Consider the following 23,054-nt stretch of genomic DNA (forward strand, 5'->3'; position numbering starts at 1 on the left):
CCTCTTAAAATAGTATTTTAGTTTATTCCTATTGTGTACTTGTCCTTTTATTCTTTGGAGTGGCGTTTTTACTCAACTGAATGGTGTAAGAGTTCAACAAGGCGATCATAAAAACGATCATCTATTTATTTAGTAAATATTTATAAATATTATAGTAATATGAAGTTAAAGTTATCAAACTATAGTCGCAGGTTTGTTGAATTTAGTAATGGGTACAATTAGAAAAAATGGAGAAGGAAATGGATAATAACAAGTTTGATGAGTTTACTAAAATTAAAAAAATTAGATGATGTTGAAATTATTCCATTGTTAATGGGGTCAGTTGGTTTAGAAGTAGTTACACGGAAGAGTTGGGATTCCCAAGACTTAGATATTCATGTACCTGGTGATAAAAGAGGCTGGGAAATGCCGCCAGAATTATCTATATTTAACTGGGAAGATATTATAAAAATCTTGAACTCAATGGGATATAGCCTAACTGATTTGCATGAGCATGAGTTTATTAAAGAAGGGTTATCCGTTGACACGTTACCAGATTTCGCAGGAGTCCAATTAGAGGATTTAGAATTACACCAAATGGGAGAAGTAAAGTATTATTTACTAAATCCTGAGCAATATCTATCTGTTTATAAGTCTTCATCGAAGGATAGTTACCGAGCTGATAAAAATAATAATAAAGATATTAAAAAAATGGATATCTTAAAAGTATGATAGACAATGACTACACATTTATCGTGCTAACTGGTGCAAGAGTTAAACAAGGTGATTATTATATTTGATCGCCTTTTTCGCAATTGAAACCTATTTTGCAGCAAGCAGAGAGAAAAAAGGATTTGAAAAGAACATGGGCCCGGGAAAAGTGAAATTCCCGGTACCCTATTGGAAGGAGGAATTCATTAAATGAGTGGTGGTGGTGGCTATAGGGCTGTCATACATTAGGGCTATCCTACGAATAAATTAGTATTTAACGAAGGATACGCCAACAATAATTAATAGGATAAATAACACAACGATTAAGGCGAAATTCATTTTTCCGTCATAACCGCCACTGTAGTCATAGCTCATTTATAACTCACCACCTTTCAGTATATATAATACATGTTATGTAATAGGATATTTTTCGTAATAGACAAGAATGGAATATTTTAAAAATAGGAGAATGAATTAGTAGAATTGACCAAGGGTTGAGTAGAAGCAGAGTTAAGTTATAAGTAAATAGTCGAAACCAAAAGCGACGTAAGAGGAATTAATTTATTTAGTGTATCCTTTGTAAAAAAGCAGACCGATAAGGTAGTCAGCACCAACCAGGAATACCTAATATAAATTAGTAACCACCATGGACAAAGGAAGCACCAACAATAATTAATAGAATAAATAGGACAACGATTAGTACAAAATCCATATCAGGTCCATATCTGCCATATCCATTACCACTCATAGCTTACACCTCCTTTTTTAAGTTAGTACAGTATATTTAACTGGATTAAGCATGGTAGGACAATTGCCTTTATATTAAAGGACGCCCATTATAATGAGTGTCCAGTAGGAGGTATAAATATGGTGGATGGTGGTTAACTTAGTTTATGCGTAATATACCAATAGGAAATGGACAAGAGTGGAGTTAATAGTTCGTAATTCGCATAAATTGCGAACTAAGGCACTTAAACTAATTGGTACTTTAACACAATAAGTAGATAGTCTTCGGAGAACCCTCTCTTGCTAACGGGGCAGAATAGTTGAAGATAGTGGGGCAGCAGCCTGCATAGTGTATTTAATCCATTACTTGGTAAAAGTAACAATCTTTTAGAGAACAGCCTTCACTTAATAAGATTGACAATTCCATCAATTAATATTAAGGTTACTTACATATTATGTATTGTCTACGAAAGTTAAGATTAATTATTCAGACGCAAAGATTTAAAGGAGCGATGCTAATGTTTAATTGGTTTAGAAAAAAGAAAAAACAAGAAAATAGAAAGCAAACCAAAAGTAACTATAACTCAACTGATAATGCAGCTATCATTCCGGGAGTGGTAGCTTCTGGATTAGACGATGACGGTCATAAACATTCTCATGACTATTCCAGCAATTCACACTCTAGTCGTTCTGATTATAGTAGTGGCTCCAGTTTTGATAGTGGTGGTTCCGATAGTGGCGGTGGTGACTTCTAAATAGAAAACCTCTTGTACTTATAGGTAACTTTTACTACACTTGTTTTTTATTGGCTTATCTTTTACACCGAATACGGCAAAAGCGTAAATAATATTATTATTTAACTATCTTGGCTGGAAAGTTTGTGAAGATATGAAATTATACTATATGGTGCAAATGTGAAACAAGACGATCATTGAATTGATTGTCTTTTATTTTTGGTGAAAAATTGGAATATTATGCTAATATTGATTTACAAAGATCTTTATTTAACGTCGTAGAATGAATCAATGTGGGAAAAAGAAAACTTGGAACGAAGGAGATAATAGAATGAGTGAAAAATTATTAAGGATAGGAACTATTTATATTCCAGTAATTAATGTAGAACTATCTTCTGAATGGTATGTTAACGAATTGGGGGCAGAGTTAAGCTATCAAGACGAAGATAAAGCAATTCTTAATTTCGCAAACCAAAGTCTATTTCTTGTGAAATCTAAAGAGAATCAAAGCTCGAATTTCTATGATGTTTACGGTGTAGAGCAATTCTCTATAACATTTGAAGTCGATGGATTAAATGCTTTAGAAACTATACATAAGGACTTTTCAGATAAAGGGATAAGAGTTGGAGATATTGAAAACAGAGGGCATTCTGGAAGGAACTTTATTTTTTTCGATTTAGAAGGAAATAAATTTGATGTGTGGAGTGAATTAAGTCCAATTTTTAGAGAAAAATATCTTACCTCGCCATAGAAAAACTAATGCCTTATTCAACAAACGGGTGCAAGAGTTAAGCAAGGTGATCATTAAATTTGATCGCCTATTTCAACTGAGGAAGAGGAATAAATAAAACGGTTTCGAATATATTTATGATGAAATTTGAGGTATTGGAGGAAATACTTTGGAAAAATATAAGTTTGAAAATAATATTCCAACATTGGAAGAATACAAATATTTATGTGAGTCTGTGGGATGGACTAATTATATGAATTTTGAAGTGGTGGAAAAATCACTAAGTAACTCTATTCACTGCATCACAGTAAAGGATAATGAACAAATTGTTGGTATGGGGAGAATTGTAGGCGATGGGGCTATTTATTTCTATATCCAAGATATAGTGGTTCATCCAGATTATCAGAAAAATGGTATTGGAAAGGATATAATGAATCTTTTGGTTGAATACTTATATACTAATGCCCCAGATAAGGCGTTTGTTGGTTTGTTTGCATCACAAGGTAAAGAATCGTTCTATGAAAAGTATGATTTTAAAGATTTCTCACCCAACATGACAGGGATGTTTACTGTAATTTCTAAAAAATAGACATAAATGATTCAAAATTTTAGGAGAGGTAATCAATAAACATTAAAACAATTATTTTCCAAGTAAACTTTTTCCTTATTAAGCTAACTGGTGCAAGAGTTTAAGAGGGCGATTATTAATTTGATTATATTGAAAAAATAGTCGATAAATGTAAAACGATTAATAAAGGAATTTCGTCCACTTTTGTAGAAATGATTAGTACAAGGTCATTGTTTTGAAACGCTAATCGAATATACAAGGAAGGTGAATTATATGCTAAAAAATCTATTAAAATGGATGCCAAATAATGAGCAAGGCGTGTATGAAAAAAAGCTTACTGGTGTTATGAAGCGTCTAAAGGTTCAAAATTACAAGTTCAATTGGGATCGTACTAGCTGCTTTGTTGAATTTAATTATAATGAGAATTTTTACAGACTAGAACACTCTATTGAAAAAGCAAAGAAAAATGGACTTTTATTAAACAATGGACTGGATTGTTTGATGGAGTTGACTCAATCATTGGAAGATTTATGCGGTATCATTGATAGAGGAATGTATGACTTTGAAACATGGATATCCGGCATGGAACAGTCACCTTCAGAAACAATGATGCCTGGATTCCAAGAAGAATTTGAAATAAGATATAAGACATTGGGAAGACAAAACCTTGCGGAATATAATACAGATGAACTAAAGGAACTTTTTCCTTTTGGAACTGAACCAACACTAAAAGAATTTAAACAAAATCAGATTAATCAACGATCACTAGGTAAAAAAGCTAGATTTGAAGAAATAGTAAGCAAGAGAATATAAACGTCAACATTATTTTATGTTTGTATTTCTGTATCTTTCTATAGGAGAGTATCGAGAATACGATGGGGAAAGCACTTGACGCGGCTAATAATGATATAAAATTCAACTTATATGATTTTTTGGTGGATGTTCATCCCAAGTTATGATTAAAGTTCTTTTTTTAAAGATGAACGATGGAACGTTCAGGTAATCTTCTTTTATCTTTTCAGTAATGATAACGGAAAAGCAAATGTTCAAAAAGTTACGGAGAGCAAAATAGCATTGAATGTAAAAGTTGAAAAATTGAATGATGATCGCGATGATAAGAATCTAAGTACCAAGCAAAATTTCCTTTCTGAACAAGAAGCAATAGAAATCGCTGAAAAAGCTGTAAATGGAACGGTGACTGAAATAGACTTTGATGAAGATGATAACCATATGTTTATGAATTCGAATTAAACACGAGTCAAAGAGAAGCAGAAGTTGAAATTGATGCTGTCACAGGAAAAGTACTTAAAAAAGAATATGAGATCTAGATGACTAATAAAAATTAGATAATTTAGAAGTGTTATAACATTAACAGTATAAAAAAGCTGATTATTCTTTTACAAGAAAATCAGCTTTTTGGTTTATTTGGTTCCATTCGGTATATGGAAGAATTATCATACCATAGCATTTTTCGCAACTGTCTCCATACTTTACCTTGGAGATTGATACATACCCGTCTGTTTAAAATTGAGTGGCAGTAATCCTCTACTTTTTAAAAATAAAAAGTAAGCCCCAGCTGTTTCCATAGCTGGGGCTTAACGCGAATAACAACGTATGATTTGGATATCCTATAAAAAAAATAGGAGAGAACTAAATGAAAAATTTACCCCGTAGTGAAGCAATTAAAATTGTAAATGTAATTCTTGAAGAAGATGTTACAGATAAATTTAAAGAACAAGCTGAAAATGCAGGAGAACACGGTGACCCAAGTTTTGTGGTAACTAATAGCCATGGAGAATCTGTTGAAGTGTTTGTTGATTGGAATAAAGAAGAAGATATTTTATCTTACTCGATTAATGAAGATTGAAAGTCAGAATAAGAAAGCCCAGGTTTTCCACGTCTGTGCTTTTCAGGAAATATTATAAAGAGTTAATGTATATTTATATTGAAGGAGTAAATAATAATTTTGAAGGCTATATCGTCCTTTCCCCTAGAAAAAAGCCTCTAACCGTAATGGCTAGGGGCTTTTTTTATTTTTATGAGCAAAATCTTGCGTTTTGATTTGACCTCTTCAATTTCCACTTCTATTTTGTTTAGCTTTCCTTCTGAGCATTGGAGGTAGTTGTAGATTTCTTGTAGTAGTATTTCTTCCATTATAAACACCCCATTGGGTATCATAAATGGAAGAACTAATAATGCATAATCCTACTGTTAATGTGAATAATATATTCGACGGCCCAAGCATACTTTCTCTGCCTCTTTCTAAAAGGGGCACTTTAGAATATCCCCTAACTTATCGGCTAGGGGATATTCTTATTTTCTTAACTTTTTAAGCAATTGAAAACTCGCTCAATTTAGGAAATAATGCGTTGCAAGCCGTCATATTTTTGTCATGATAAGATTTCTAATGTGGGAATTTAAACCGAAAAAACCAACAGTGAACTTAATGGTGTATTTAAGGCTTTTTAGGAAATAAAAACTTTAAAGAGGGTACTCCAGTGAAAGAAAAAACTATCCTTCGTTACCCAATAGATTGGAAGAAGGATAGTTTTTAAAAGGTTTTGTTTAAGTTTTAGTTAACCCTGCCGCTCACACTTTAGCATATACGTTACTCTGTAATGCGATTTCATTCTAGTAGTTCCCTTAGACAAACATACTTACAAAAATAGCTGTAATAAAGCTTGCCAAGGTACCAGCGATAATGGCTTTAAAGCTTAGAGATGCAATTTGTTTTTTCTTTGAAGGTGCTAAGGAACCAAGACCTACAATTAATTGTCCAATAGAAGAGAGGTTCGCGAAGTTACACAATGCAACGGTTAAAATTGCAATCGTTTGTGGCTTAAATTCCTCTTGAAAATTGAGTACCTCCTGGAATGCAATCAGTTCATTGGCTGCAAGCTTTGTTCCAATAATGGATGCAGCTCGGAAAGCATCTTCAATCGGAATCCCAACAAGTAAAGCAAAAGGAAAGAAAACATAACCAAATATGGTAGCCAGATCTGTTCCAATGATGCCCAGTATACCGTTTACGAGGGCTAATAAACTAATAAACGCAATAAGCAAACCACCAATATTAGCAGCAAGCTTTACTCCGCTCACAGCTCCTTCAGAAATGGCTTCAAAAATGTTCGCATGTCCTGCTTCTTCCATTTCGACATCTTCATTCGTCACAGATTCTTCTGTTTCAGGTTCCATGATTTTAGACATTACAATAGCGACAAATGGTACGGAGAAAACAGAAATAAGTAAATACTTAATATCAATACCCATTTGAGCATAAGACAATAGAATCGCACCACTGGCTGAAGCTGTGCCCCCAACCATAACAGTGAATAGTTCCGAACGTGTAAGTTTTGCCAGATAAGGCTTAATGAGTAATGGGGATTCTACAACGCCTAACATGGTGTTGGCAACTGTATTAAAAGATTCAACCCGAGTTGTCCCAAACACTTTACCAACAGCCCAACCGAGTATACGCACAACGAAAGGGATGATTCGTAAATAATACAGAGCTGAGACCAATGCAGAGATAAAAATAATAACGGATAAGACCTGAATCGCGAAAACAAATCCTACATTCGTTCCTTCTGCAAAAAAGCCACCAAATAAGAAATCAATGCCTGCTTGGCTATAGTCAAGGACGTTTTGCACACCCCCGGCAGCACCTGTAAGAAGAAAGCGGCCAAGGGGGACATTGAGCATGAAGCAAACGAAAATTCCTTCTAATACCACACCTATTATAATCGTACGCCATTTGATGGCCTTTTTATTTTTGCTTAGAAGCCAAGCTATAAATAGTAAACCCACAAGGGATAACAAACCAAATAAAATATCCATAATAACCTCCAGGTAATATTTTCAGTTTTAAAGACCCTTATCGTTAGAAGTCTGACCAAAAAAATGCATCCTATCCATCTATAAAGAAAGAAGAGAATGCACCAATGCTCACGTGTGGCGTTCTAACTTTCCTCATAGTCCGGCATTTTACGGCTGCCAGGTAGAAACTTATGGACCTTATTTCCATAAATATATAAGGATCGTATGAAGCTGATTTTTGAATTTTAACAGAGGTTTCCCGAATATACAATAGACGAATAAAAAGTAAAAAGAAACTAAATTTTTTAATTTAAAAGTAATCAACAGTATTATCTTTCAAATAAACTTGTTTATTGAGATATCTTCTTCAACTAAATGGTGCTTTAGCACAACAGGGAGTTCGTCAATATGGCGGCTTTTTCAATTAAAGGGGTAGGTTGAATTAACAGCAAGACAGTAAATCATTGTCTGTTACTTATTGTTTTGTGAACAATAGTAAAATCAGGGACTATGACTATACCATTTACCTATACCGCAAATAAAAACCAGCCAAGAATACATTTACAAATGGGCAAATAACTATTCCTCTTCAAACTTGGTTACATACACTACTCTAGAAACAATTTAAGGAGGAGATATATAGTGGATAGACAATTATTTGGAGGATATCCTGGGCATGGAGGATATCCTGGACAAGGGGGATATCCTGGGCATGGGGGATATCCTGGGCATGGAGGATATCCTGGGCATGGAGGATATCCTGGGCATGGAGGATATCCTGGGCATGGAGGATATCCTGGGCATGGAGGATATCCTGGGCATGGAGGATATCCTGGGCATGGAGGATATCCTGGGCATGGAGGACATCCTGGGCATGGGGGGTATCCTGGGCATGGAGGACATCCTGGGCATGGGGGATATCCTGGGCATGGGGGATATCCTGGGCATGGAGGACATCCTGGGCATGGAGGACATCCTGGGCATGGAGGATATCCTGGACAAGGAGGATATCCTGGGCATGGAGGGCATACTGGACATGACGGTCATCATGAAGATGACGGTCATCACAGAGATGATTCTGCTAACCTCTTTAAGAAATATTAGTAAATATTGCAAATGACATTATTTTTTAAATGAACATTTGACTTAACTGGTGCTAGAGTTCAAGAACGAAAATATTTAATAAGCTGTTTATATACAATATTTTATTCATAAGTATATAAATGGCTTATTTTCTATGCAAAAAACATTGCCATAAACTACAATATTTGATTACCAAATACACTTTAATTTATCCATGAGTTCATTGGCAAAGTAAGATGAACTTGAAATATAAGTTACTACTAACTGGTGCACTAGTTGAATAAAATGGAACTTTTTTTATCCAGAATCGTAAATAAAGTATTAGAAATAAATTCGGTTTTGGGAGGTTCAAAGATGGACTACGGATTATTAATTATAGGGATTGCTCTATTGCTTGTTTCATACTTGGCAGCTGTAAAAAAACAAACATGGTTATTAGCTGGGTTTAATGAAAAAAACATTAAAAATAAATCCTTGTTAGGTAAAGTTACAGGTGGAGCTTTTTTTCTACCGTTAGGATTGTTAGTAGTTATGCATGGTTTTATTGACTACCCTTATGAAGAAACTGTTCTTGTAGTTGCTATGTTGGTTTTATTAACCTTTACGTACGTATTTATCAATAGAAGGCTGCTCGATTAATTGTTGAAGAAGGAATATCTAAATTGCACCACAGATAAAGTGATTAGTTATATTTGGACTACAAATATAAGTTTTAAAAGCAGCTCTAAGGGTTGTTGATTTTGTGGCGTAATTTGTCGAAGATTATATATATAAATACCAATTTCAATGTGGTAATGTTTTCTTATGCTATTAGGAGATGCAAAAAATTGCTGGAGGGAAATCAATGCGTAACTTTTGGTTAGATGATGAAGACGAACTAGTGCTAGACCCTATAAAAAAGAAAGATATTGTTTTAGCAGAGAAAAAATTAGGAGTAGAACTTCCTAGTCTCTATAAAAAGTTAATAAAAAACAAAATGGAGGCTACATAAAACGAACTGTTTTCTCTATTGTTTTCTCTACTAGTTCAGTAGAGGATTACATTGAGATTGATAGTATTTTTGGTATTGGCGAAGAAGGTATTCTAGATTCTCATTACCTCATTAATGAATAGGAGCTCCCGAATGATTTAGTGCTTCTTAATGGAGATGGGCATACTTGGGTTGTAATGGATTACAGAGGAAAGACGAAAGAGCCTAGTATCGTCTATATTGATGTTGAAGAAGAGGTTGAATTTCAAATTGCTCGTAGTTTCTCAGAGTTCATTGAAGGGCTTCAAGCGGAAGAGATGGTCATTGTTGATGAAGATGAAATAGAAATCACAGATGATATGGATATGCCTGAAATGGAAGAAATAACAAAAGAACAAGCGGAACATATTTTTAAAACGAGCAATGATGAAGCTGAAATTATACGCACAATTACAAATATAGACATAGACGAAGAGGATATTAATTGGATGCTAGATCAACTCACTTTACTCTTGGACAGGAATAATAGCGAAGGGGTAGCTGAGCGAATAGCTGGTTATTTACTGGTGCATTCATATTTGCGAGGTATGATGGATGATACTAAATATTCATTATTGATGAATAAATTAAAAGCCCTTCCTTATACAGATTTACCCTATAAGTTGGAGATGATAGAAGAATCCGAGTAAGTCCAATAATAAATGTTTTGGATCTTCAAAAAAACTGGTGCAGGAGTTAAACAAGGCGATCATTAAAAAGATTGTCTTTTTCTTTTATGCGAAATTATTACTAACAGGTAAGAATATTGAATAGGAGGGTTGTTTTTGGAGAAAGATTTCATCCTTGTTGTTTTTATTTAGCATTGTTTTTGTTATGACTGCTTGTAAATCAGAAGAAATAATAAAATTGACCAGAATCTCTTAATAGAGGACCTTTTTGTATTATTAATGAAATAATAGTATACTATCTAAATTAACAGTGCAATTGACATCATTTTTGATATATCAATTCTATATAAAGAACAATGAAAATTGCGAGTAGGAAAATTATCGGGGTTATACATTTTATAACGAACAAAACGGGATAATTAATCATGGCGGACAATAAGCCAGCGAAGTTGTAAGAACAGCTAAAGATGATTAAGGCCAGTATTATGTTGAGTTTGCAAATAGAGCAAGTGCAAAAGGAGTTTATATAATGTCTGAAGAAACAAACATTATTTCTGTAATAATCATGGACCTAAAGATGTTTCTCCTTTGTTGGTAATCGAAGTGGCTTGTCTTAAATTGGAAACGAATGAGAGCAGCAGTAGAGCAGCGTGACAATTATGAATACCAGGAGTGCAAGCGCCAAGGTAAGGTACAATTGAAACCAACCAGTACAATAATAAGGCGAAGCAAGAGAAGGATGTGGATCGCAATCAAAGAGTTGGAAGATTATCCAGAGCTTGCGATTGATGATAATAATAACGTAAAACTTGAAGCGCGTAAAAGAGACGAACCAATTGACATTAAAAATATACAATTGTTAAGCATGGAGGAAAACGTACTGTGCTATTTACATACATTTTTGATTATAGACGAACATAAAGCGGTTTTGAATTTGGCAAACCAAAATATTTCTCTTGTCAAATCTAGAGAAAATCAAATTTCCAAGATAGTTACGGAGAAGAACGTTTTTTTTGGCTTTTGAAAATTAGGTATCGCCGAAATAATAAAATTGTATATCGAAGGAAAAAGCACAACAGAAATTGCAGAAACAGCCAATGTATCGGCTAGATATACGTAAGTTACGCAACGATAATCATGTGGATAAAAGGACGGATTGGAAGCGTGAAACGTAAGTTTACATTTCAACCCCTGTATGGAATGAAAAGACTGGGGTGTATATTCTAAATTTAAATAGCAAAATAATGAAGGAAGATCTAATGAATATTCATGGCATTATGCCAAATAAATCAAGTGCGGTAACATTCCCGAACAATATATAATCATTTTATTTGCGGCTATTTTGATCTGATGGTTTTGTGAAATATAACAAGGATTTTGTAAGTATAGTAGGAGGTTCATAGTCATTTATGATTTCTTTACGTGATAAAATTGGAAAATGGGGTTTTAAACGAATTTAACTGAACATAATACTCATTTTCGAGTTAATGTAAGTGGCAGGAAGTCGATCTTTTTATTTTCAAAGTGGATTTATGAAAATAAGGGCTTGTATTTAAAAAGAAAGTATAATGAGTTTCAATCAGAAACACTTCCGGTCGGTCGATTACAAGATAAAAAATAAAAAACACATAGAAATGCTATTGAAGAAAGGAATAGTAGAAGGCAAGAACAATAGACCTAATTGACTAGTGACACAAATGTGTTGTCTTTGAAAATATTGTTATACCAGTTATTATAATAGCAAAGACATAAGATTTGTGTCTTTATTAGATTTTGACACAAAAATATTGTCTTTCTAAATTAAGAGTATATAGAATAAGAATTTATCGACAAATCATATAATGAATATATATTTGTGTAATGACTTCCTAACTGGCAGTAAGCGTTAAATAAAGGTTTAAAGGGGAAGTAACAATAGATTAGAGATTAGCTAAAAAATGGTACAATTGTCAATAAAGTTAATTGCTTAAGGAAAGGTTAATACTTCGGGTGCAATATGAGAAGGGTCGGTGTAAACTGAATTTATTGAAATAACTGAAATCAATATGAAAGTTTGTGAAAAAATGTACTTAAACTAAAGGGGCAGAATAGTGTAAGATGAAAATTTTATTTAATAAACAATTTTTCTCTTGGTTGAAATATTGAATGAGAAAAAATCACTATCCGATGGTTCTAAAGCATAGAGAAAGGTCATAATAATTACTGGAGTTATTTATTGATGGATTGTTTTCTAAATGATATCGTAGGGTATATAAGGTAAAGGATAAGCAATATTTTTTTAGAGAAATGAGAATGACCGTTCTCAAAACGAACTTCTTAGTACTTAAAGGCTTTTTAAACGACGGTCTAAAGAGCTGCTATAGATTGTGTGGAAGGAGGGGAATTGGATGGCAAGAATAAAAGAATATGATGAAAATGAAGTATTACAAAAAGCTATGGTACTCTTTTGGAAACAAGGCTATGAAAAAACTTCGATGCAAGATTTAGTCACGCATATGGGAATCCATCGCAGAAGTATTTACGATACATTTGGCGATAAGCACACGTTATTTATGAAAGCGTTGGAGCGCTATGAAGAATTAGTAGGGACCAAGATAAATTCACAAGTAAAGCCACTGGATTCGGTAAAACAGGCCATCAGGCGTTTATTTGAGATTGCAATTTATAAAAATAAAAAAGAACCTATTGGTTGTTTAACGGTAAATACAGCAGTTGAATTATCCCTACATGACGAAGAAGTAGCAGAGAAAGTTGTGGATAGTTTCTCAAATACTGAAAAATTACTGTACGAGCTATTGCTACGAGGTCAAACATTGGGGGAAATATCTAATCATTACAATGCGAAAAGTCTCTCCCTGTTTATTCATAATTCATTAGTGGGATTGCGAGTATTAGCGAAAACGAGCGATGATAGAGAAAAATTGGAAAGCATTATCGATATGACACTGTCTGTTTTGGATTAATCTTTCTTTTTTTACCCTTTTTAGAATGCTCGTTCTCGAATTGTTTCAATTAAAAATGTACGTATACTTGTAGAGTAAATTGTTTCCTTTACAAGGTATTGGACACGAAAGAAATCATTTATCAGGATGAAATTGTCGATCATCACGAAGCACCGGTGAATGATGAAAATTGAGCTGGAGATTTCAATCTTGAAGGCAAAAGAATGCTTGTTAAACAATAAAGTATCTTGTGAATTCTTGCTATTTGGAGGTGGAGATAATGAAAGCGATGGTAATTGATAAGTATGGAAAGATTCCATTACGTTTGACGAAAATGCCCGTACCTGAAATTGGCGAATATGAGGTACTCACAGAAATTCATGCAGCTAGTATTAATCCGCTTGATTTTAGGATACGCAATGGGGAGGTGAAATTGTTAATTAAATATAAAATGCCACTAATCCTTGGGAATGACTTTTCTGGTGTTGTGACAAAGGTTGGTACAAAAGTGACTGGCTTTAGGGTCGGAGATGAAGTATATGGTCGTCCACGTGAGAGTAAAATCGGAACTTTTGCTGAATATATTTCTATTCATGAAGATGAAATAGCCTTAAAACCTAAAAATTTAAGCTTTGAGGAAGCGGCATCGATTCCACTGGTTGGATTAACTTCATATCAAGCCTTACATGAAATACTTCAATTGCAAAAAGGGCAAAAGATATTGATTCACGCTGGTGCTGGTGGTGTCGGAACTTTTGCTATTCAAGCTAGCAAAATTAATGGGTGCCACTGTTGGAACGACTGCTAGTGAAGCCGGTAGGGAATTAGTTCAATCCCTCGGTGCAGATGAAGTCATTAATTACAAAACAGATAAATTTGAAGATATACTGGGAAATTATGATGCAATATTCGACACGCTTGGGGGCACAGCGCTTGAAAAATCCTTCGACGTTCTTAAAAATGGGGGAAAAAATGTATCCATTTCAGGATTACCAAATGCTCGTTTTGCTAAAGAACGGGGATTAGGATTTTTAAAAACGATGTTGCTCTCCGTAGTAAGTAGAAAACTTACTACTCTTGAAAAAAAGCATAATGTTCAATATACGTATTTGTTTATGAAGCCGAGTGGAGAACAATTACGTATTATTGCAGACTTTATTGAATCTGGAAAAATCGAACCTGTAATCGATAGAGTATTTTCCTTTGAAGATGCGCAAAAAGCAATAGAATATTCGGAATCAGGAAGAGCTAGAGGAAAAATTATATTGAAAATCAGATAACCATCATATGTACAGTAAGTCACTGCCAGACAGATAAAATTAAATTTCAAAATAATCGAACAATAAGTTCGAAAGGAGACCATACAATGTCACCATTTACAATTCCAACTGAATCAAGTTATATCGAGGCTAAAGGAATCCGATTTGCCTATAGAAAATTCGGTCAAGAAACTGGAATTCCACTTGTTTTCTTCATTCACTTCCGTGGCACAATGGAAAACTGGGATCCTAATATGATTGGTGCTTTAGCAGAAAGTCGACCAATTATTCTTTTTGATAATACTGGTGTCGGTGAAACCAGTGAAAAAACGCCATCTACTATAGCTGAAATGGCAAAGGATGGAGCAACTTTCATTAAAGCACTTGATTTAAAACAAGTCGATGTTCTGGGCTTTTCAATTGGAGGAATGGTTGTACAGGAATTAGCATTACAAGATCCTGATTTGGTAAGGTGTATCATTATAGCTGGTTCTGCTCCAGAAGCTGGAGTTAATCCAGATCCAGTAATATTTGAGAGAATGAAACGTCACGGTGGAAATGTAAACGATGCTTTAGATGATTTCATGTTCTTCTTCTATCGTTCAACCGAAACAAGTAAAGCTGCTGGGATGGAGTCTCTACAACGAATTTTGAATCAGAAACAGTTTGAAAGTTCAGATCAAGTACAAGCAGCTCAACTAAAAGCCCTTGCAAAGTGGGCCCAACCGAATACTGATCATAATTACGATTGGTTGCAAAACATTCCTCATCCTGTGCTTGTCACCAATGGCATTGAAGATGTAATGGTACCAACAAAAAATAGTTATATTCTAGCTGAGCATTTACCAAATGCACAACTGATTATTTATCCTGATTCTGGTCATGGACATCTATTCCAATATCCAGAACTATTTGCCCAACATGTAAACCTATTTCTTGATTCTAAGTAATTGAGAGGGTAAAAACCAATTAGTCATAGATATTAAATTGTTTATAATATGTTAATAAAAAGGAGAGTAAAAATGAAAAATCTATTTGAAGAGGTTCGTATTGGAGACGTTACATTGAAAAATCGTTTAGCTATGTCACCAATGACGAGAAATAGAGCTTTACCTGATGGTACTCCGGGAGAGTTAGCGGTTGAATATTATGGTCAACGTGCTTCTTTTGGTTTAATCATAAGTGAAGGTACACAACCTTCAGATGACGGCCAAGGGTACTTAAATACACCAGGGATTTATACACCATCTCACATAGAAGGTTGGAAGAAAATAACGAGCCGCGTACACAATGAAGGGGCTCGCATATTCATTCAGCTCATGCATGCAGGGCGTGTTTCGCATCCTGACAATACACACCATCATCGACAAGCGGTTGCACCTTCAGCTATTGCACCTGGCATAGAAATGTATACAGCTGAGGGGAAGAAATATATTCCGACTCCTAGGGAATTAGGTCAAAATGAGATAAAAAAGTCATACAAGAATTTCGTACAGCCGCAGCCGCAGCAATTGAAGCTGGAGCTGATGGAGTCGAAATTCACGGGGCAAATGGGTATCTAATTCAACAATTCCTTAGTGAAAACTCAAATCTCAGACAAGATGCCTATGGTGGAACAATTGAAAACAGGTCTCGATTTGCAATTGAAGTGACTAAAGCAGTCATTGATGAAATTGGTTCAGAAAAAACGGGAATTCGGTTCTCTCCTGAAGGAACATTGAATGGAATTGAGGAAGGCGATACAAATATTGAGATGTATCGTTATTTAATAGGGGAGTTAAATAAGCTTAATTTGGCTTATCTTCATATTATGCACTTTGGCAATGAAACATTATTACAAGAAATACGCCAATTATGGACGCAGCCACTGTTGGTAAATAGAGCGGGGCGTCCAATTGAACAACTTACTATGGATTTGGATAATGGTCTAGCAGATGTTGCAACAGTAGGGATTTGGGCACTAGCTAATCCAGATTTCATTGAGCGTATAAAGAAAAATGCCCCCCTAAATGAACCGGATTTAAATAGGCTTTATACCGGTGGTGCACAAGGTTATATAGATTACCCGTTTCTAAAAGCTTAATGTAATTTTTCAATTACTGCATGGAGACAGCAGGTTTATTTACTTTAATAATCTAGAAGCACTTATTTTTGTATTAAAACTAGTAGGGATTATTTAAGTAAAGTACGCTTTTTTAAATAAGAGAAGCGTCTACTTACACAATTAAAATAATTAAAAGTTTATTCAACAATAGAGGGCTAGAGTTTAGCGAGCAAACACAAAGAGTCGATTCATTAGTGGGCCGGAATTCTACTTTACAGATTGAAACTCGCTTAACGTCAAAATTTCTGACATGTTGGCAGTACCCTAAAAGTAAAATTTATTATTTAGGAGTTGTGGATAATGAGTCACTTAGAAAGAATAAAGAAAATGATGACGGGTGAAATACCTGGTGCTCCTGTTGCGCAGGTACTTGGCTTTAAGGTGGTAGAAGCTGAAGAAGGCAGAGTCGTTATTGAAATAGAAGCTTCTGAAAGATTGCATAATCCGATGGGCACATTGCATGGCGGGATACTGGGTGATATAGCTGATGCTGCAATGGGATTATCTTTTATTAGTACACTTGCTGAGGACGAATTGTTTACGACGGTGGAACTTAAGTTGAATTTCCTTAAACCTATTTTTGAAACGAAACTGCGAGCTGAGGGGCAAATAATAAAAAAGGGCGGCACAATTGGATTGCTGGAATGCCATATCTATGATGAAAAAAAGAGTCTTGTTGCGCATTCAACGAGTACGTGTATGGTTTTAAAAGGGAATTCCAATCATAAAAGAGAAAGGAAAGTATGATAAAATGAATAATTTCAAAGCGATGGTACTAGACAAAGTAAATGATCAAACCAAGTTAGAAATCAAACAATTACGTATGGAGGACCTTCCAGAAGGCGACGTAACCATTCAAGTAGCCTATTCTAGCGTAAACTTTAAAGATGGTGCAGTAGCCATCCTAAATAAGTTTGTATCCTCCTATCCTGTTGTGCCAGGAATCGATTTAGCTGGAACGGTTATTGATTCAAAAGACGAACGATTTACAAAAGGTGATGAAGTTATTGTTACGAGCTACGAATTAGGAACAGGTCATTTTGGCGGCTTTAGTGAACTCGCACGTGTTCCTGCAGAGTGGGTTGTTCCTCTTCCGAAAGGGTTATCTTTAAAGGAATCCATGGTTCTTGGAACAGCAGGATTAACTGCTGCAATAGCCGTTCAAAGACTAGAAGATAATGGATTAGAACCTAGCCAAGGACCTGTTCTAGTAGCTGGTGCAACAGGAGGAGTAGGCAGCGTTGCGGTAAATATTTTAGCTAAAAAAGGTTATGAAGTTGTGGCGAGTACAGGAAAAAAAGACCAAGAAGAGTATTTGAAAGGATTAGGCGCTAAACAAATCATTCATCGAGATGAGATTGTAGATAACGACAATCAGCCATTGCGTGAAGAAAAATGGGCAGCAGCGATTGATCCTGTAGGGGGGAAAACTCTCCAATACATTCTAAGTACATTGAAGTATGGTGGATCTGTAGCTACATGTGGTTTCACAGGTGGCAGTGAAGTTTCCACAACCGTTTTTCCTCATATTTCACGAGGTATAAATTGGCTTGGCGTTGACTCGGTTCAATATCCAAGAAATGAGCGTTTAAAAGTTTGGAATCGTCTTGGGAATGATTTGAAACCAACAACCTTAAATGAAGAGATGGTTAATGAAATCTCATTAGAAGAACTACCCGGAGTATTAGCTGCTATATTAGAAGGGAAAGTACGCGGAAGAACGCTTGTTAAACTATAAACAGATTTTGAATGGAATCAGCTCACTGCCTGTGTGAGGCAGGTTGATTAGTCGTTGTCGTCCGAATACGATAACGACTAATTACTTTAAAAATAAGGACGGGATCAAATGACGTCAACTACTTCTCCCCAATTAGAAAGCATGGTACCCATTCAAGAGAATAAGATTATTTTAATTTTGAGTTTTACCATCTTGCTCGTAGTAATGAACACGACGATGTTTAATGTTGCATTGCCCTCTATAATTATAGACTTTTCCTTAAATTCATCAACAGGGTCGTGGCTCGTTTCCGGTTATTCAATCATGTTTGCCATTGCATCATTGGCTTTTAGCAGATTGTCGGACTTTATCCCCGTCTCTAGACTTTTATTTTTTGGAATCAGTATTTTAGGAATCGCATCCATCATCGGCTTCTTTTCCAATCATTTTCTCCTCTTATTAGGAGCTCGAATTGTTCAGGCTGTTGGTGGTGGAGGGATTATGGGATTGGGAATAATCATCGCCGGGCGTTTACGTCTTTCGAGGCGTGCAAGAGCGATGGCAATTATTACTTCTACGGCTTCTTTGGCATTTGGGTTAGGCCCTCTAATAGGGGGAATCATTACGCAATACTTAGGATGGAATTATCTTTTCGTTATCAGTAGCATTTCGGTCCTTTCCATTCCATTCTTCCATTTGTTGTTGCCGAGAGAGGTTCTTCAAAAAGGTCACTTCGATCTATTTGGTGCAATTCTAACGGGACTTAATGTTACAGGTCTACTCCTTTTTCTGACAACATTTTCCTATATTATCTTAGCTGCAACCGTCGTTCTTTTTGTGGTGTGGTGGAGATATCTTCATAAAAGAAAAGAGCCGTTCATTCCGCCAATCCTCTTTAGAAATAGGCAGTATACAAAACTACTGTTAATAGTTTGTATCACTTTTTTTATAAATTTTGCAAATCTGTTTTTAATGCCAATTATGCTTACAATTACATTCCAACAAGGACCGATAGAGGTAGGAATGATCATTTTTCCAGGAGCTATTATTGCAGTGATTGCTGGACAATTTATAGGAAGAGTAATTGATCGTTTTGGCAATATGCCATTAATTATTTCGGGGCAATTGTTTTTATTAAGCGCGACTATCCTATTCGCATTGTTATCTACCATCAGTCCTTATTTTATACTTGTGGCATATATGTTTGCGAGTGTTGGTTTTACATCACTTTCAACGAGTATTTCTAATGAGATAACGAGGATTCTGCCAATGACACAAGTCGGTTCAGGCATAGGAGTCGCCCAATTAATCCAATTTTTCGGTGGAGGGCTTGGAGTCACTATTTCTGGATTACTACTAACCCTTCAAAATAGTTTATCTCCAGAAATTATTTATAGAAATATTTATAATTGCTTTTTCTTTGTTATAATGATAGCTATTTTAATATACTGTTTGTATTATCGAAGAGCTAGGTTAAGGCGGCAGCCAAGTTAACTTCATCATCACTTGAATCAAAATAATACAGTTATAATAGGTTTCAATCACTCTATCCGGTTGTTTATTAATTGAAAAGGTTCTCAATCGTTAATTCTTTAATGTTTCTGTTAATAAATCTTAAATAGATACTCTGCTCAGTTGAATGTAAGATGTTAATTAAGACATGTCTGATTTTTAAAATTTGAACAGTTAATACTTCTACGTATATTAAAATAAATTGTGAAAGATTGTACTTAAAGTAACTGGTGCTTTAGCACAACAGTAGGATTGTCATTATGGCGGGCTTTTCTACCTAAAGAAGCAGAATAATAAAAGAAGAACAAGTTGCCGTCAGTTTATAAAAGCAACTTGTTCTTCTCTCGCAATTTTGTTGGTAATAAAAACAACAAAAAAACAATTACTATTTAACAGGTACACATATTTCGCAATAAGGGTTGGTAACCATATCACCAATGTATTTTTCCATAATAGGTTTGTTATCATCAATTTTATATCGATTGCTTTGTAATGATGGAAAAATATAAGAATATGCTTTTTGAATATCTTCTGCTGTATGTTTGACTTCGTATATAATGTACTTTCCACCAGAAAGTTCACCTTCATTAACTAAATTATCCACTTGATAATCATTTGAAATGACAATGCAAGCATCAAATCTACAGTTTTCAGGTAGTGTTGTCTCAGGTTTATCTTGAGGAATTGCAAATAGGATTACTGATTCAAGTAGACATCTCTCTTTTGCCCATTTTTTTAACTTCTCCATAACTTCAACATTTGCAGGACCATATGGACCAACTCTTCGCATATAAGCGATGCGATAGTTTGGAACTGTTTCGGTTTTAAATCTCATAGATTCTTTCTTCCCTTCGTCAAATTTTTTGTTACATTTCGAATGTATCATTGTTAAAAAATATACTCACTTTAATTTTTTAAATTATGATTTTCCTTATTCAACTAAATGGTGCATTAGTTAAACAAGGTGGTCATAGAATTTGGTCGCCTTTTATTTATGTAAAAACGAGTAATTTGTTTGGAATATTATTGTATTATATTCGGGTATAGAGATATTGAGCTAACGGGGCAGGTTAGTGCAATAAGCAGGAACTTTGTTGTTATTGTCGAATTTTTTAACATAAAGGAAAAATTAAACAACGGTGAAGATACATATGAAATGAAAGGATTGGATGTAAGAGACTTCGTAAGGACAGCATTGCATATAAGAAAATCTAATATACGGAGAGGATATTAATATGGAGATACTAATAAGACTAGCATTGATGATAGGTATTTTTTTTATATCGTATCTTATTTGTTTAATTCTTAGGCAAAGTAATAACCATTCTCTTCCATTTTTAATAACTGCAGTTATTTCATTACTGCTTTCATTTATCTGGAGTGGGCAATATGGTTCATTCCTTCAAACTATGGGGTTAGCAAATTTAGTGGTTGCTTTAGTACAATTTGCTAGAGGCAGATTTAAGAAAGCATAAATTTTTTAATGTAATGGAAAGCTCAAAAAATAGTTCAAATGAACGGACCATTTGAAGGAGAGGTGTCACTCAAACAGTAATTACTAATAACGACTTTGGATATGAAGTAGGCTTTATGGAGAGTAATGTTCCCGTTACAGATATTTTAATGTTATTGAAATAGAAGGGATTGAAGATTGGAAAATTTGGATTAAATAATCATAGTGAAATCAATAGTTTGTGAACGATTGTACTTAAAGTAACTGGCGCTTTAGTTGAGGAAGGATTACAGCGTCCCTAGTTTTGTTGGCTTCAACAGGAGAAAGGTACTTAAATCAAGATTTAATTTCAAAGAATAGTGTATCTGTTAAACAATATTCTGAGGAAGAACAATTAAATCTTAGTATTGAAACCTTAAAACAACTGGGATATTCTGAACATGAAATTGAAGTAATGTTTAAAGAGATTGAAGAAATTGAAAATAACAGTGTTTCTTTTGATTCTGAGAAAGCAACTAAAGATGGAGTGGATAAAAACTTAGTTGCACGAACTGAGGCCGATATAGAGAAAATAGAAGGGAATGCAAGACTTTTTTATAATTGTCCCGGATACAATACCATAAATTTTTCTCTAAGTATTATCTTTTTTGACAATTGCGTTACCAATATTACGTACGCCATAAGTACAGGAGCTACTGCGGTCTCTCTAGTTGGAGTTATGCTAGCTTATCTTAAGCCAAAAACGCCAGGATATGGTACTGCTTTAGCTGTTGCAGGGTTACTTATTAACCAAGGTGCGATGAAGATTCAATGGAAAAATCGTGGTTATGGAATTGCTGTTTTCTATGGAAGATCACCAATTGAATATTATGGACAATAGACTAACTATGTAAGGAGAAGATTAAAATTAACCCAAAAGAATCTATAAATAACCCTCTTAGAAAATTTGATTTTCTACTTATTGGTTTAGGAATAGTTACTCTTATATTAACGATAATTGATCGACAAAGAACTATGTTTTATAACAAAGCAATATTGTTAATAGTATTTTTGTTCTTTTTGGTTAAGGGAATTTATTCTCTTAAATTGAAAAAATATAAGCATGCTATCCTTCACTTTGCAGTAGTGTTACTAGCCATTTATTTAGCAATATAAGAATGGGGTTTAACTAAACTCAATATATTAGTGTATGTTTTAATTTAAGAATCCTTTTACGTTATTGACGGAAAAGGATTCTTTTTTGCTTTAGTGAAAGAAGGAATTATAAAACGTTTTTACACTTTGATGTGATGAAACCATCTTTTTGAGAAACGAATGTAACTTAATGGCAATTAATTTCTCTGAGATGAAATCGAACATAGCTATATTTTTCTTGTTGTACTAGGACCGGTTAGTTGTAGGAATTCTTATTCAACTAACGGGTGCTTTAATACAACAATGAGATCGTCATAATGGCGGTCTTTTTCGCTAAAGAAGCAGGATTTTATATTAATTATATAGAATATTTAATAAGATCATTTAAAGGGGTGCTTTATGGATAATCCTATTTTAAATCAAATCGGAACAGTTGCGTTTGTTGAGGTTTTGATTTCAATTTCCGAACATTTTTAAGGCCTGTAATAGAACCTGGTATGATAATTGATTGTGAAAATAATCATCTATTTGTTAAAGACTCTTATAAATACAGTTTTGCTACCTTAACGGCCGATTTAAAATGTCCTAACAATACTATTAGAAAGAGAAGGGGACCAAAAGCAATTTATAAAAAGCCCAATCCATTAAGTTTTTTTAATAGATAAATGAATATATATAAGTTTTCAATTCTTTTACTAAACGTTTTTAAACAATATCTATTATTTTTTAAAGGTTTTGAAAAGAGCAGCAGGATGACTACAATGTTTAATTATACTTATAAAATTCCATTTATAATGAGTTTAATAAAAAAGAATGATCGGTACTTTCAGGTATATACATTTATAAATCATCCAGAAATTAGATAACAATAAAAGAAAAAAGAATGCCGTATTCTTAAGAGAGTAGAATAGGGCATTCAATTTGTAATTTCTAAAGACATTACATTTG

The 23,054-nt window shown here is 34.3% G+C and carries 22 protein-coding genes, 5 pseudogenes and 1 riboswitch; of the genes and pseudogenes, 22 read left to right on the forward strand and 5 right to left on the reverse strand.

The window, feature by feature from the left end; translation table 11 throughout:
- The first annotated feature begins 258 nt into the window (after window positions 1-258).
- Window positions 259-711, forward strand: coding sequence for a phosphoribosylanthranilate isomerase (locus tag CUC15_RS10270; RefSeq protein ID WP_205317680.1), 453 nt, complete (start codon window positions 259-261; stop codon window positions 709-711).
- A gap of 246 nt (window positions 712-957) precedes the next feature.
- On the opposite strand, the gene CUC15_RS10275 is transcribed toward CUC15_RS10270, so the two are convergent.
- Together CUC15_RS10275 and CUC15_RS10280 are read right to left on the reverse strand one after the other, a co-directional pair.
- Complete coding sequence (locus CUC15_RS10275) at window positions 958-1,065, reverse strand: YjcZ family sporulation protein (RefSeq protein WP_114916571.1); 108 nt, start codon at window positions 1,063-1,065, stop codon at window positions 958-960.
- A gap of 259 nt (window positions 1,066-1,324) precedes the next feature.
- Window positions 1,325-1,402, reverse strand: a complete 78-nt coding sequence (locus tag CUC15_RS10280) for a YjcZ family sporulation protein (protein ID WP_205317698.1) — start codon at window positions 1,400-1,402, stop codon at window positions 1,325-1,327.
- A 532-nt stretch (window positions 1,403-1,934) separates the two neighbouring features.
- Between CUC15_RS10280 and CUC15_RS10285 the strand changes: the two genes are divergently transcribed.
- The 7 genes and pseudogenes from CUC15_RS10285 to CUC15_RS10310 all read left to right on the forward strand — a co-directional run bounded on the left by CUC15_RS10285 (window position 1,935) and on the right by CUC15_RS10310 (window position 5,315).
- Entirely contained in the window at window positions 1,935-2,171 is a 237-nt protein-coding gene (locus tag CUC15_RS10285) for a hypothetical protein (RefSeq protein ID WP_114916573.1), read from the forward strand.
- A 310-nt stretch (window positions 2,172-2,481) separates the two neighbouring features.
- Window positions 2,482-2,901: a VOC family protein gene (locus tag CUC15_RS10290; protein WP_114916574.1), complete on the forward strand. Its 420-nt coding sequence runs from the start codon at window positions 2,482-2,484 to the stop codon at window positions 2,899-2,901.
- Between the two features lie 148 nt (window positions 2,902-3,049).
- Window positions 3,050-3,469, forward strand: a complete 420-nt coding sequence (locus tag CUC15_RS10295; protein WP_114916575.1) for a GNAT family N-acetyltransferase — start codon at window positions 3,050-3,052, stop codon at window positions 3,467-3,469.
- A 252-nt stretch (window positions 3,470-3,721) separates the two neighbouring features.
- Window positions 3,722-4,261, forward strand: a complete 540-nt coding sequence (locus CUC15_RS10300) for a hypothetical protein (RefSeq protein ID WP_114916576.1) — start codon at window positions 3,722-3,724, stop codon at window positions 4,259-4,261.
- Between the two features lie 261 nt (window positions 4,262-4,522).
- A complete protein-coding gene (locus tag CUC15_RS20655) occupies window positions 4,523-4,699 on the forward strand; it encodes a PepSY domain-containing protein (RefSeq protein WP_278309206.1) in 177 nt (58 codons plus the stop codon).
- Window positions 4,700-4,716: 17 nt separating this feature from the next.
- Window positions 4,717-4,776: pseudogene (locus tag CUC15_RS20660) on the forward strand (hypothetical protein); the annotation flags it as partial.
- A 326-nt stretch (window positions 4,777-5,102) separates the two neighbouring features.
- Window positions 5,103-5,315 (forward strand): hypothetical protein, encoded by a 213-nt coding sequence (locus CUC15_RS10310; RefSeq protein ID WP_114916577.1) that lies wholly within the window; start codon window positions 5,103-5,105, stop codon window positions 5,313-5,315.
- 137 nt (window positions 5,316-5,452) lie between these two features.
- Here CUC15_RS10310 and CUC15_RS20080 read toward each other — a convergent pair whose 3' ends face one another.
- Window positions 5,453-5,602 (reverse strand): hypothetical protein, encoded by a 150-nt coding sequence (locus CUC15_RS20080; protein WP_162800299.1) that lies wholly within the window; start codon window positions 5,600-5,602, stop codon window positions 5,453-5,455.
- A gap of 489 nt (window positions 5,603-6,091) precedes the next feature.
- Window positions 6,092-7,285, reverse strand: coding sequence for a NupC/NupG family nucleoside CNT transporter (locus CUC15_RS10315; protein ID WP_114916578.1), 1,194 nt, complete (start codon window positions 7,283-7,285; stop codon window positions 6,092-6,094).
- 115 nt (window positions 7,286-7,400) lie between these two features.
- Window positions 7,401-7,502, reverse strand: a riboswitch (purine riboswitch).
- 438 nt (window positions 7,503-7,940) lie between these two features.
- Here CUC15_RS10315 and CUC15_RS10320 point away from each other — a divergent pair.
- The 13 genes and pseudogenes from CUC15_RS10320 (at window position 7,941) to CUC15_RS10380 (ending at window position 19,501) form a co-directional block, all read left to right on the forward strand.
- Window positions 7,941-8,384, forward strand: a complete 444-nt coding sequence (locus tag CUC15_RS10320; RefSeq protein WP_162800300.1) for a hypothetical protein — start codon at window positions 7,941-7,943, stop codon at window positions 8,382-8,384.
- A gap of 317 nt (window positions 8,385-8,701) precedes the next feature.
- Window positions 8,702-8,986 carry a DUF3784 domain-containing protein gene (locus tag CUC15_RS10325; protein WP_114916579.1) on the forward strand — a complete coding sequence of 95 codons (285 nt, stop codon included), beginning with the start codon at window positions 8,702-8,704 and terminating at the stop codon, window positions 8,984-8,986.
- Window positions 8,987-9,191: 205 nt separating this feature from the next.
- Complete coding sequence (locus CUC15_RS10330) at window positions 9,192-9,338, forward strand: SMI1/KNR4 family protein (protein ID WP_114916580.1); 147 nt, start codon at window positions 9,192-9,194, stop codon at window positions 9,336-9,338.
- Between the two features lie 137 nt (window positions 9,339-9,475).
- Window positions 9,476-10,006 (forward strand): annotated as a pseudogene (locus tag CUC15_RS10335) (SMI1/KNR4 family protein); the annotation flags it as partial.
- A gap of 607 nt (window positions 10,007-10,613) precedes the next feature.
- Window positions 10,614-11,009 carry a hypothetical protein gene (locus CUC15_RS10340; protein ID WP_114916582.1) on the forward strand — a complete coding sequence of 132 codons (396 nt, stop codon included), beginning with the start codon at window positions 10,614-10,616 and terminating at the stop codon, window positions 11,007-11,009.
- 21 nt (window positions 11,010-11,030) lie between these two features.
- Window positions 11,031-11,606: pseudogene (locus CUC15_RS20850) on the forward strand (hypothetical protein).
- 766 nt (window positions 11,607-12,372) lie between these two features.
- Window positions 12,373-12,948 carry a TetR/AcrR family transcriptional regulator gene (locus CUC15_RS10350; RefSeq protein ID WP_114916583.1) on the forward strand — a complete coding sequence of 192 codons (576 nt, stop codon included), beginning with the start codon at window positions 12,373-12,375 and terminating at the stop codon, window positions 12,946-12,948.
- 259 nt (window positions 12,949-13,207) lie between these two features.
- A pseudogene (locus CUC15_RS10355) lies at window positions 13,208-14,207 on the forward strand (NADP-dependent oxidoreductase).
- Window positions 14,208-14,293: 86 nt separating this feature from the next.
- The gene (locus CUC15_RS10360) at window positions 14,294-15,136 is read left to right on the forward strand and encodes an alpha/beta fold hydrolase (RefSeq protein WP_114916584.1); all 843 of its coding nucleotides are present in this window, start codon (window positions 14,294-14,296) and stop codon (window positions 15,134-15,136) included.
- Window positions 15,137-15,277: 141 nt separating this feature from the next.
- Window positions 15,278-16,269: pseudogene (locus CUC15_RS10365) on the forward strand (alkene reductase).
- Window positions 16,270-16,590: 321 nt separating this feature from the next.
- On the forward strand, window positions 16,591-17,037 hold the full coding sequence (locus tag CUC15_RS10370) for a PaaI family thioesterase (RefSeq protein ID WP_114916585.1): 447 nt from the start codon (window positions 16,591-16,593) through the stop codon (window positions 17,035-17,037).
- A 4-nt stretch (window positions 17,038-17,041) separates the two neighbouring features.
- Window positions 17,042-18,028, forward strand: coding sequence for an acrylyl-CoA reductase family protein (locus tag CUC15_RS10375; protein ID WP_114916586.1), 987 nt, complete (start codon window positions 17,042-17,044; stop codon window positions 18,026-18,028).
- A 108-nt stretch (window positions 18,029-18,136) separates the two neighbouring features.
- Window positions 18,137-19,501: an MFS transporter gene (locus CUC15_RS10380; RefSeq protein WP_114916587.1), complete on the forward strand. Its 1,365-nt coding sequence runs from the start codon at window positions 18,137-18,139 to the stop codon at window positions 19,499-19,501.
- 403 nt (window positions 19,502-19,904) lie between these two features.
- Here the strand turns inward: CUC15_RS10380 and CUC15_RS10385 are convergent, their stop codons facing one another.
- The gene (locus CUC15_RS10385) at window positions 19,905-20,354 is read right to left on the reverse strand and encodes an AraC family transcriptional regulator (protein WP_114916588.1); all 450 of its coding nucleotides are present in this window, start codon (window positions 20,352-20,354) and stop codon (window positions 19,905-19,907) included.
- A 922-nt stretch (window positions 20,355-21,276) separates the two neighbouring features.
- On the opposite strand from CUC15_RS10385, the gene CUC15_RS10400 reads away from it, so the two are divergent.
- Complete coding sequence (locus CUC15_RS10400; RefSeq protein ID WP_162800301.1) at window positions 21,277-21,852, forward strand: hypothetical protein; 576 nt, start codon at window positions 21,277-21,279, stop codon at window positions 21,850-21,852.
- Window positions 21,853-23,054: the final 1,202 nt, after the last annotated feature.

Origin of the sequence: Oceanobacillus zhaokaii (assembly GCF_003352005.1) — a bacterium.
Lineage (GTDB): Bacteria > Bacillota > Bacilli > Bacillales > Amphibacillaceae > Oceanobacillus > Oceanobacillus zhaokaii.

What these genes read in the sequence shown, in the direction of transcription:
- CUC15_RS10380 (WP_114916587.1), top strand. Translation starts at nt 18,137, where the DNA reads ATGACGTCAACTACTTCTCCCCAATTAGAAAGCATGGTACCCATTCAA.
- CUC15_RS10375 (WP_114916586.1), top strand. Translation starts at nt 17,042, where the DNA reads ATGAATAATTTCAAAGCGATGGTACTAGACAAAGTAAATGATCAAACC.
- CUC15_RS10275 (WP_114916571.1), bottom strand. Translation starts at nt 1,065, where the DNA reads ATGAGCTATGACTACAGTGGCGGTTATGACGGAAAAATGAATTTCGCC.
- CUC15_RS10370 (WP_114916585.1), top strand. Translation starts at nt 16,591, where the DNA reads ATGAGTCACTTAGAAAGAATAAAGAAAATGATGACGGGTGAAATACCT.
- CUC15_RS10280 (WP_205317698.1), bottom strand. Translation starts at nt 1,402, where the DNA reads ATGGATTTTGTACTAATCGTTGTCCTATTTATTCTATTAATTATTGTT.
- CUC15_RS10350 (WP_114916583.1), top strand. Translation starts at nt 12,373, where the DNA reads ATGGCAAGAATAAAAGAATATGATGAAAATGAAGTATTACAAAAAGCT.
- CUC15_RS10300 (WP_114916576.1), top strand. Translation starts at nt 3,722, where the DNA reads ATGCTAAAAAATCTATTAAAATGGATGCCAAATAATGAGCAAGGCGTG.
- CUC15_RS10340 (WP_114916582.1), top strand. Translation starts at nt 10,614, where the DNA reads ATGAGAGCAGCAGTAGAGCAGCGTGACAATTATGAATACCAGGAGTGC.
- CUC15_RS10330 (WP_114916580.1), top strand. Translation starts at nt 9,192, where the DNA reads ATGCGTAACTTTTGGTTAGATGATGAAGACGAACTAGTGCTAGACCCT.
- CUC15_RS10360 (WP_114916584.1), top strand. Translation starts at nt 14,294, where the DNA reads ATGTCACCATTTACAATTCCAACTGAATCAAGTTATATCGAGGCTAAA.
- CUC15_RS10290 (WP_114916574.1), top strand. Translation starts at nt 2,482, where the DNA reads ATGAGTGAAAAATTATTAAGGATAGGAACTATTTATATTCCAGTAATT.
- CUC15_RS10315 (WP_114916578.1), bottom strand. Translation starts at nt 7,285, where the DNA reads ATGGATATTTTATTTGGTTTGTTATCCCTTGTGGGTTTACTATTTATA.
- CUC15_RS10325 (WP_114916579.1), top strand. Translation starts at nt 8,702, where the DNA reads ATGGACTACGGATTATTAATTATAGGGATTGCTCTATTGCTTGTTTCA.
- CUC15_RS20080 (WP_162800299.1), bottom strand. Translation starts at nt 5,602, where the DNA reads ATGGAAGAAATACTACTACAAGAAATCTACAACTACCTCCAATGCTCA.
- CUC15_RS10310 (WP_114916577.1), top strand. Translation starts at nt 5,103, where the DNA reads ATGAAAAATTTACCCCGTAGTGAAGCAATTAAAATTGTAAATGTAATT.
- CUC15_RS10320 (WP_162800300.1), top strand. Translation starts at nt 7,941, where the DNA reads ATGGAGGATATCCTGGACAAGGGGGATATCCTGGGCATGGGGGATATC.
- CUC15_RS10270 (WP_205317680.1), top strand. Translation starts at nt 259, where the DNA reads ATGAGTTTACTAAAATTAAAAAAATTAGATGATGTTGAAATTATTCCA.
- CUC15_RS10285 (WP_114916573.1), top strand. Translation starts at nt 1,935, where the DNA reads ATGTTTAATTGGTTTAGAAAAAAGAAAAAACAAGAAAATAGAAAGCAA.
- CUC15_RS10385 (WP_114916588.1), bottom strand. Translation starts at nt 20,354, where the DNA reads ATGAGATTTAAAACCGAAACAGTTCCAAACTATCGCATCGCTTATATG.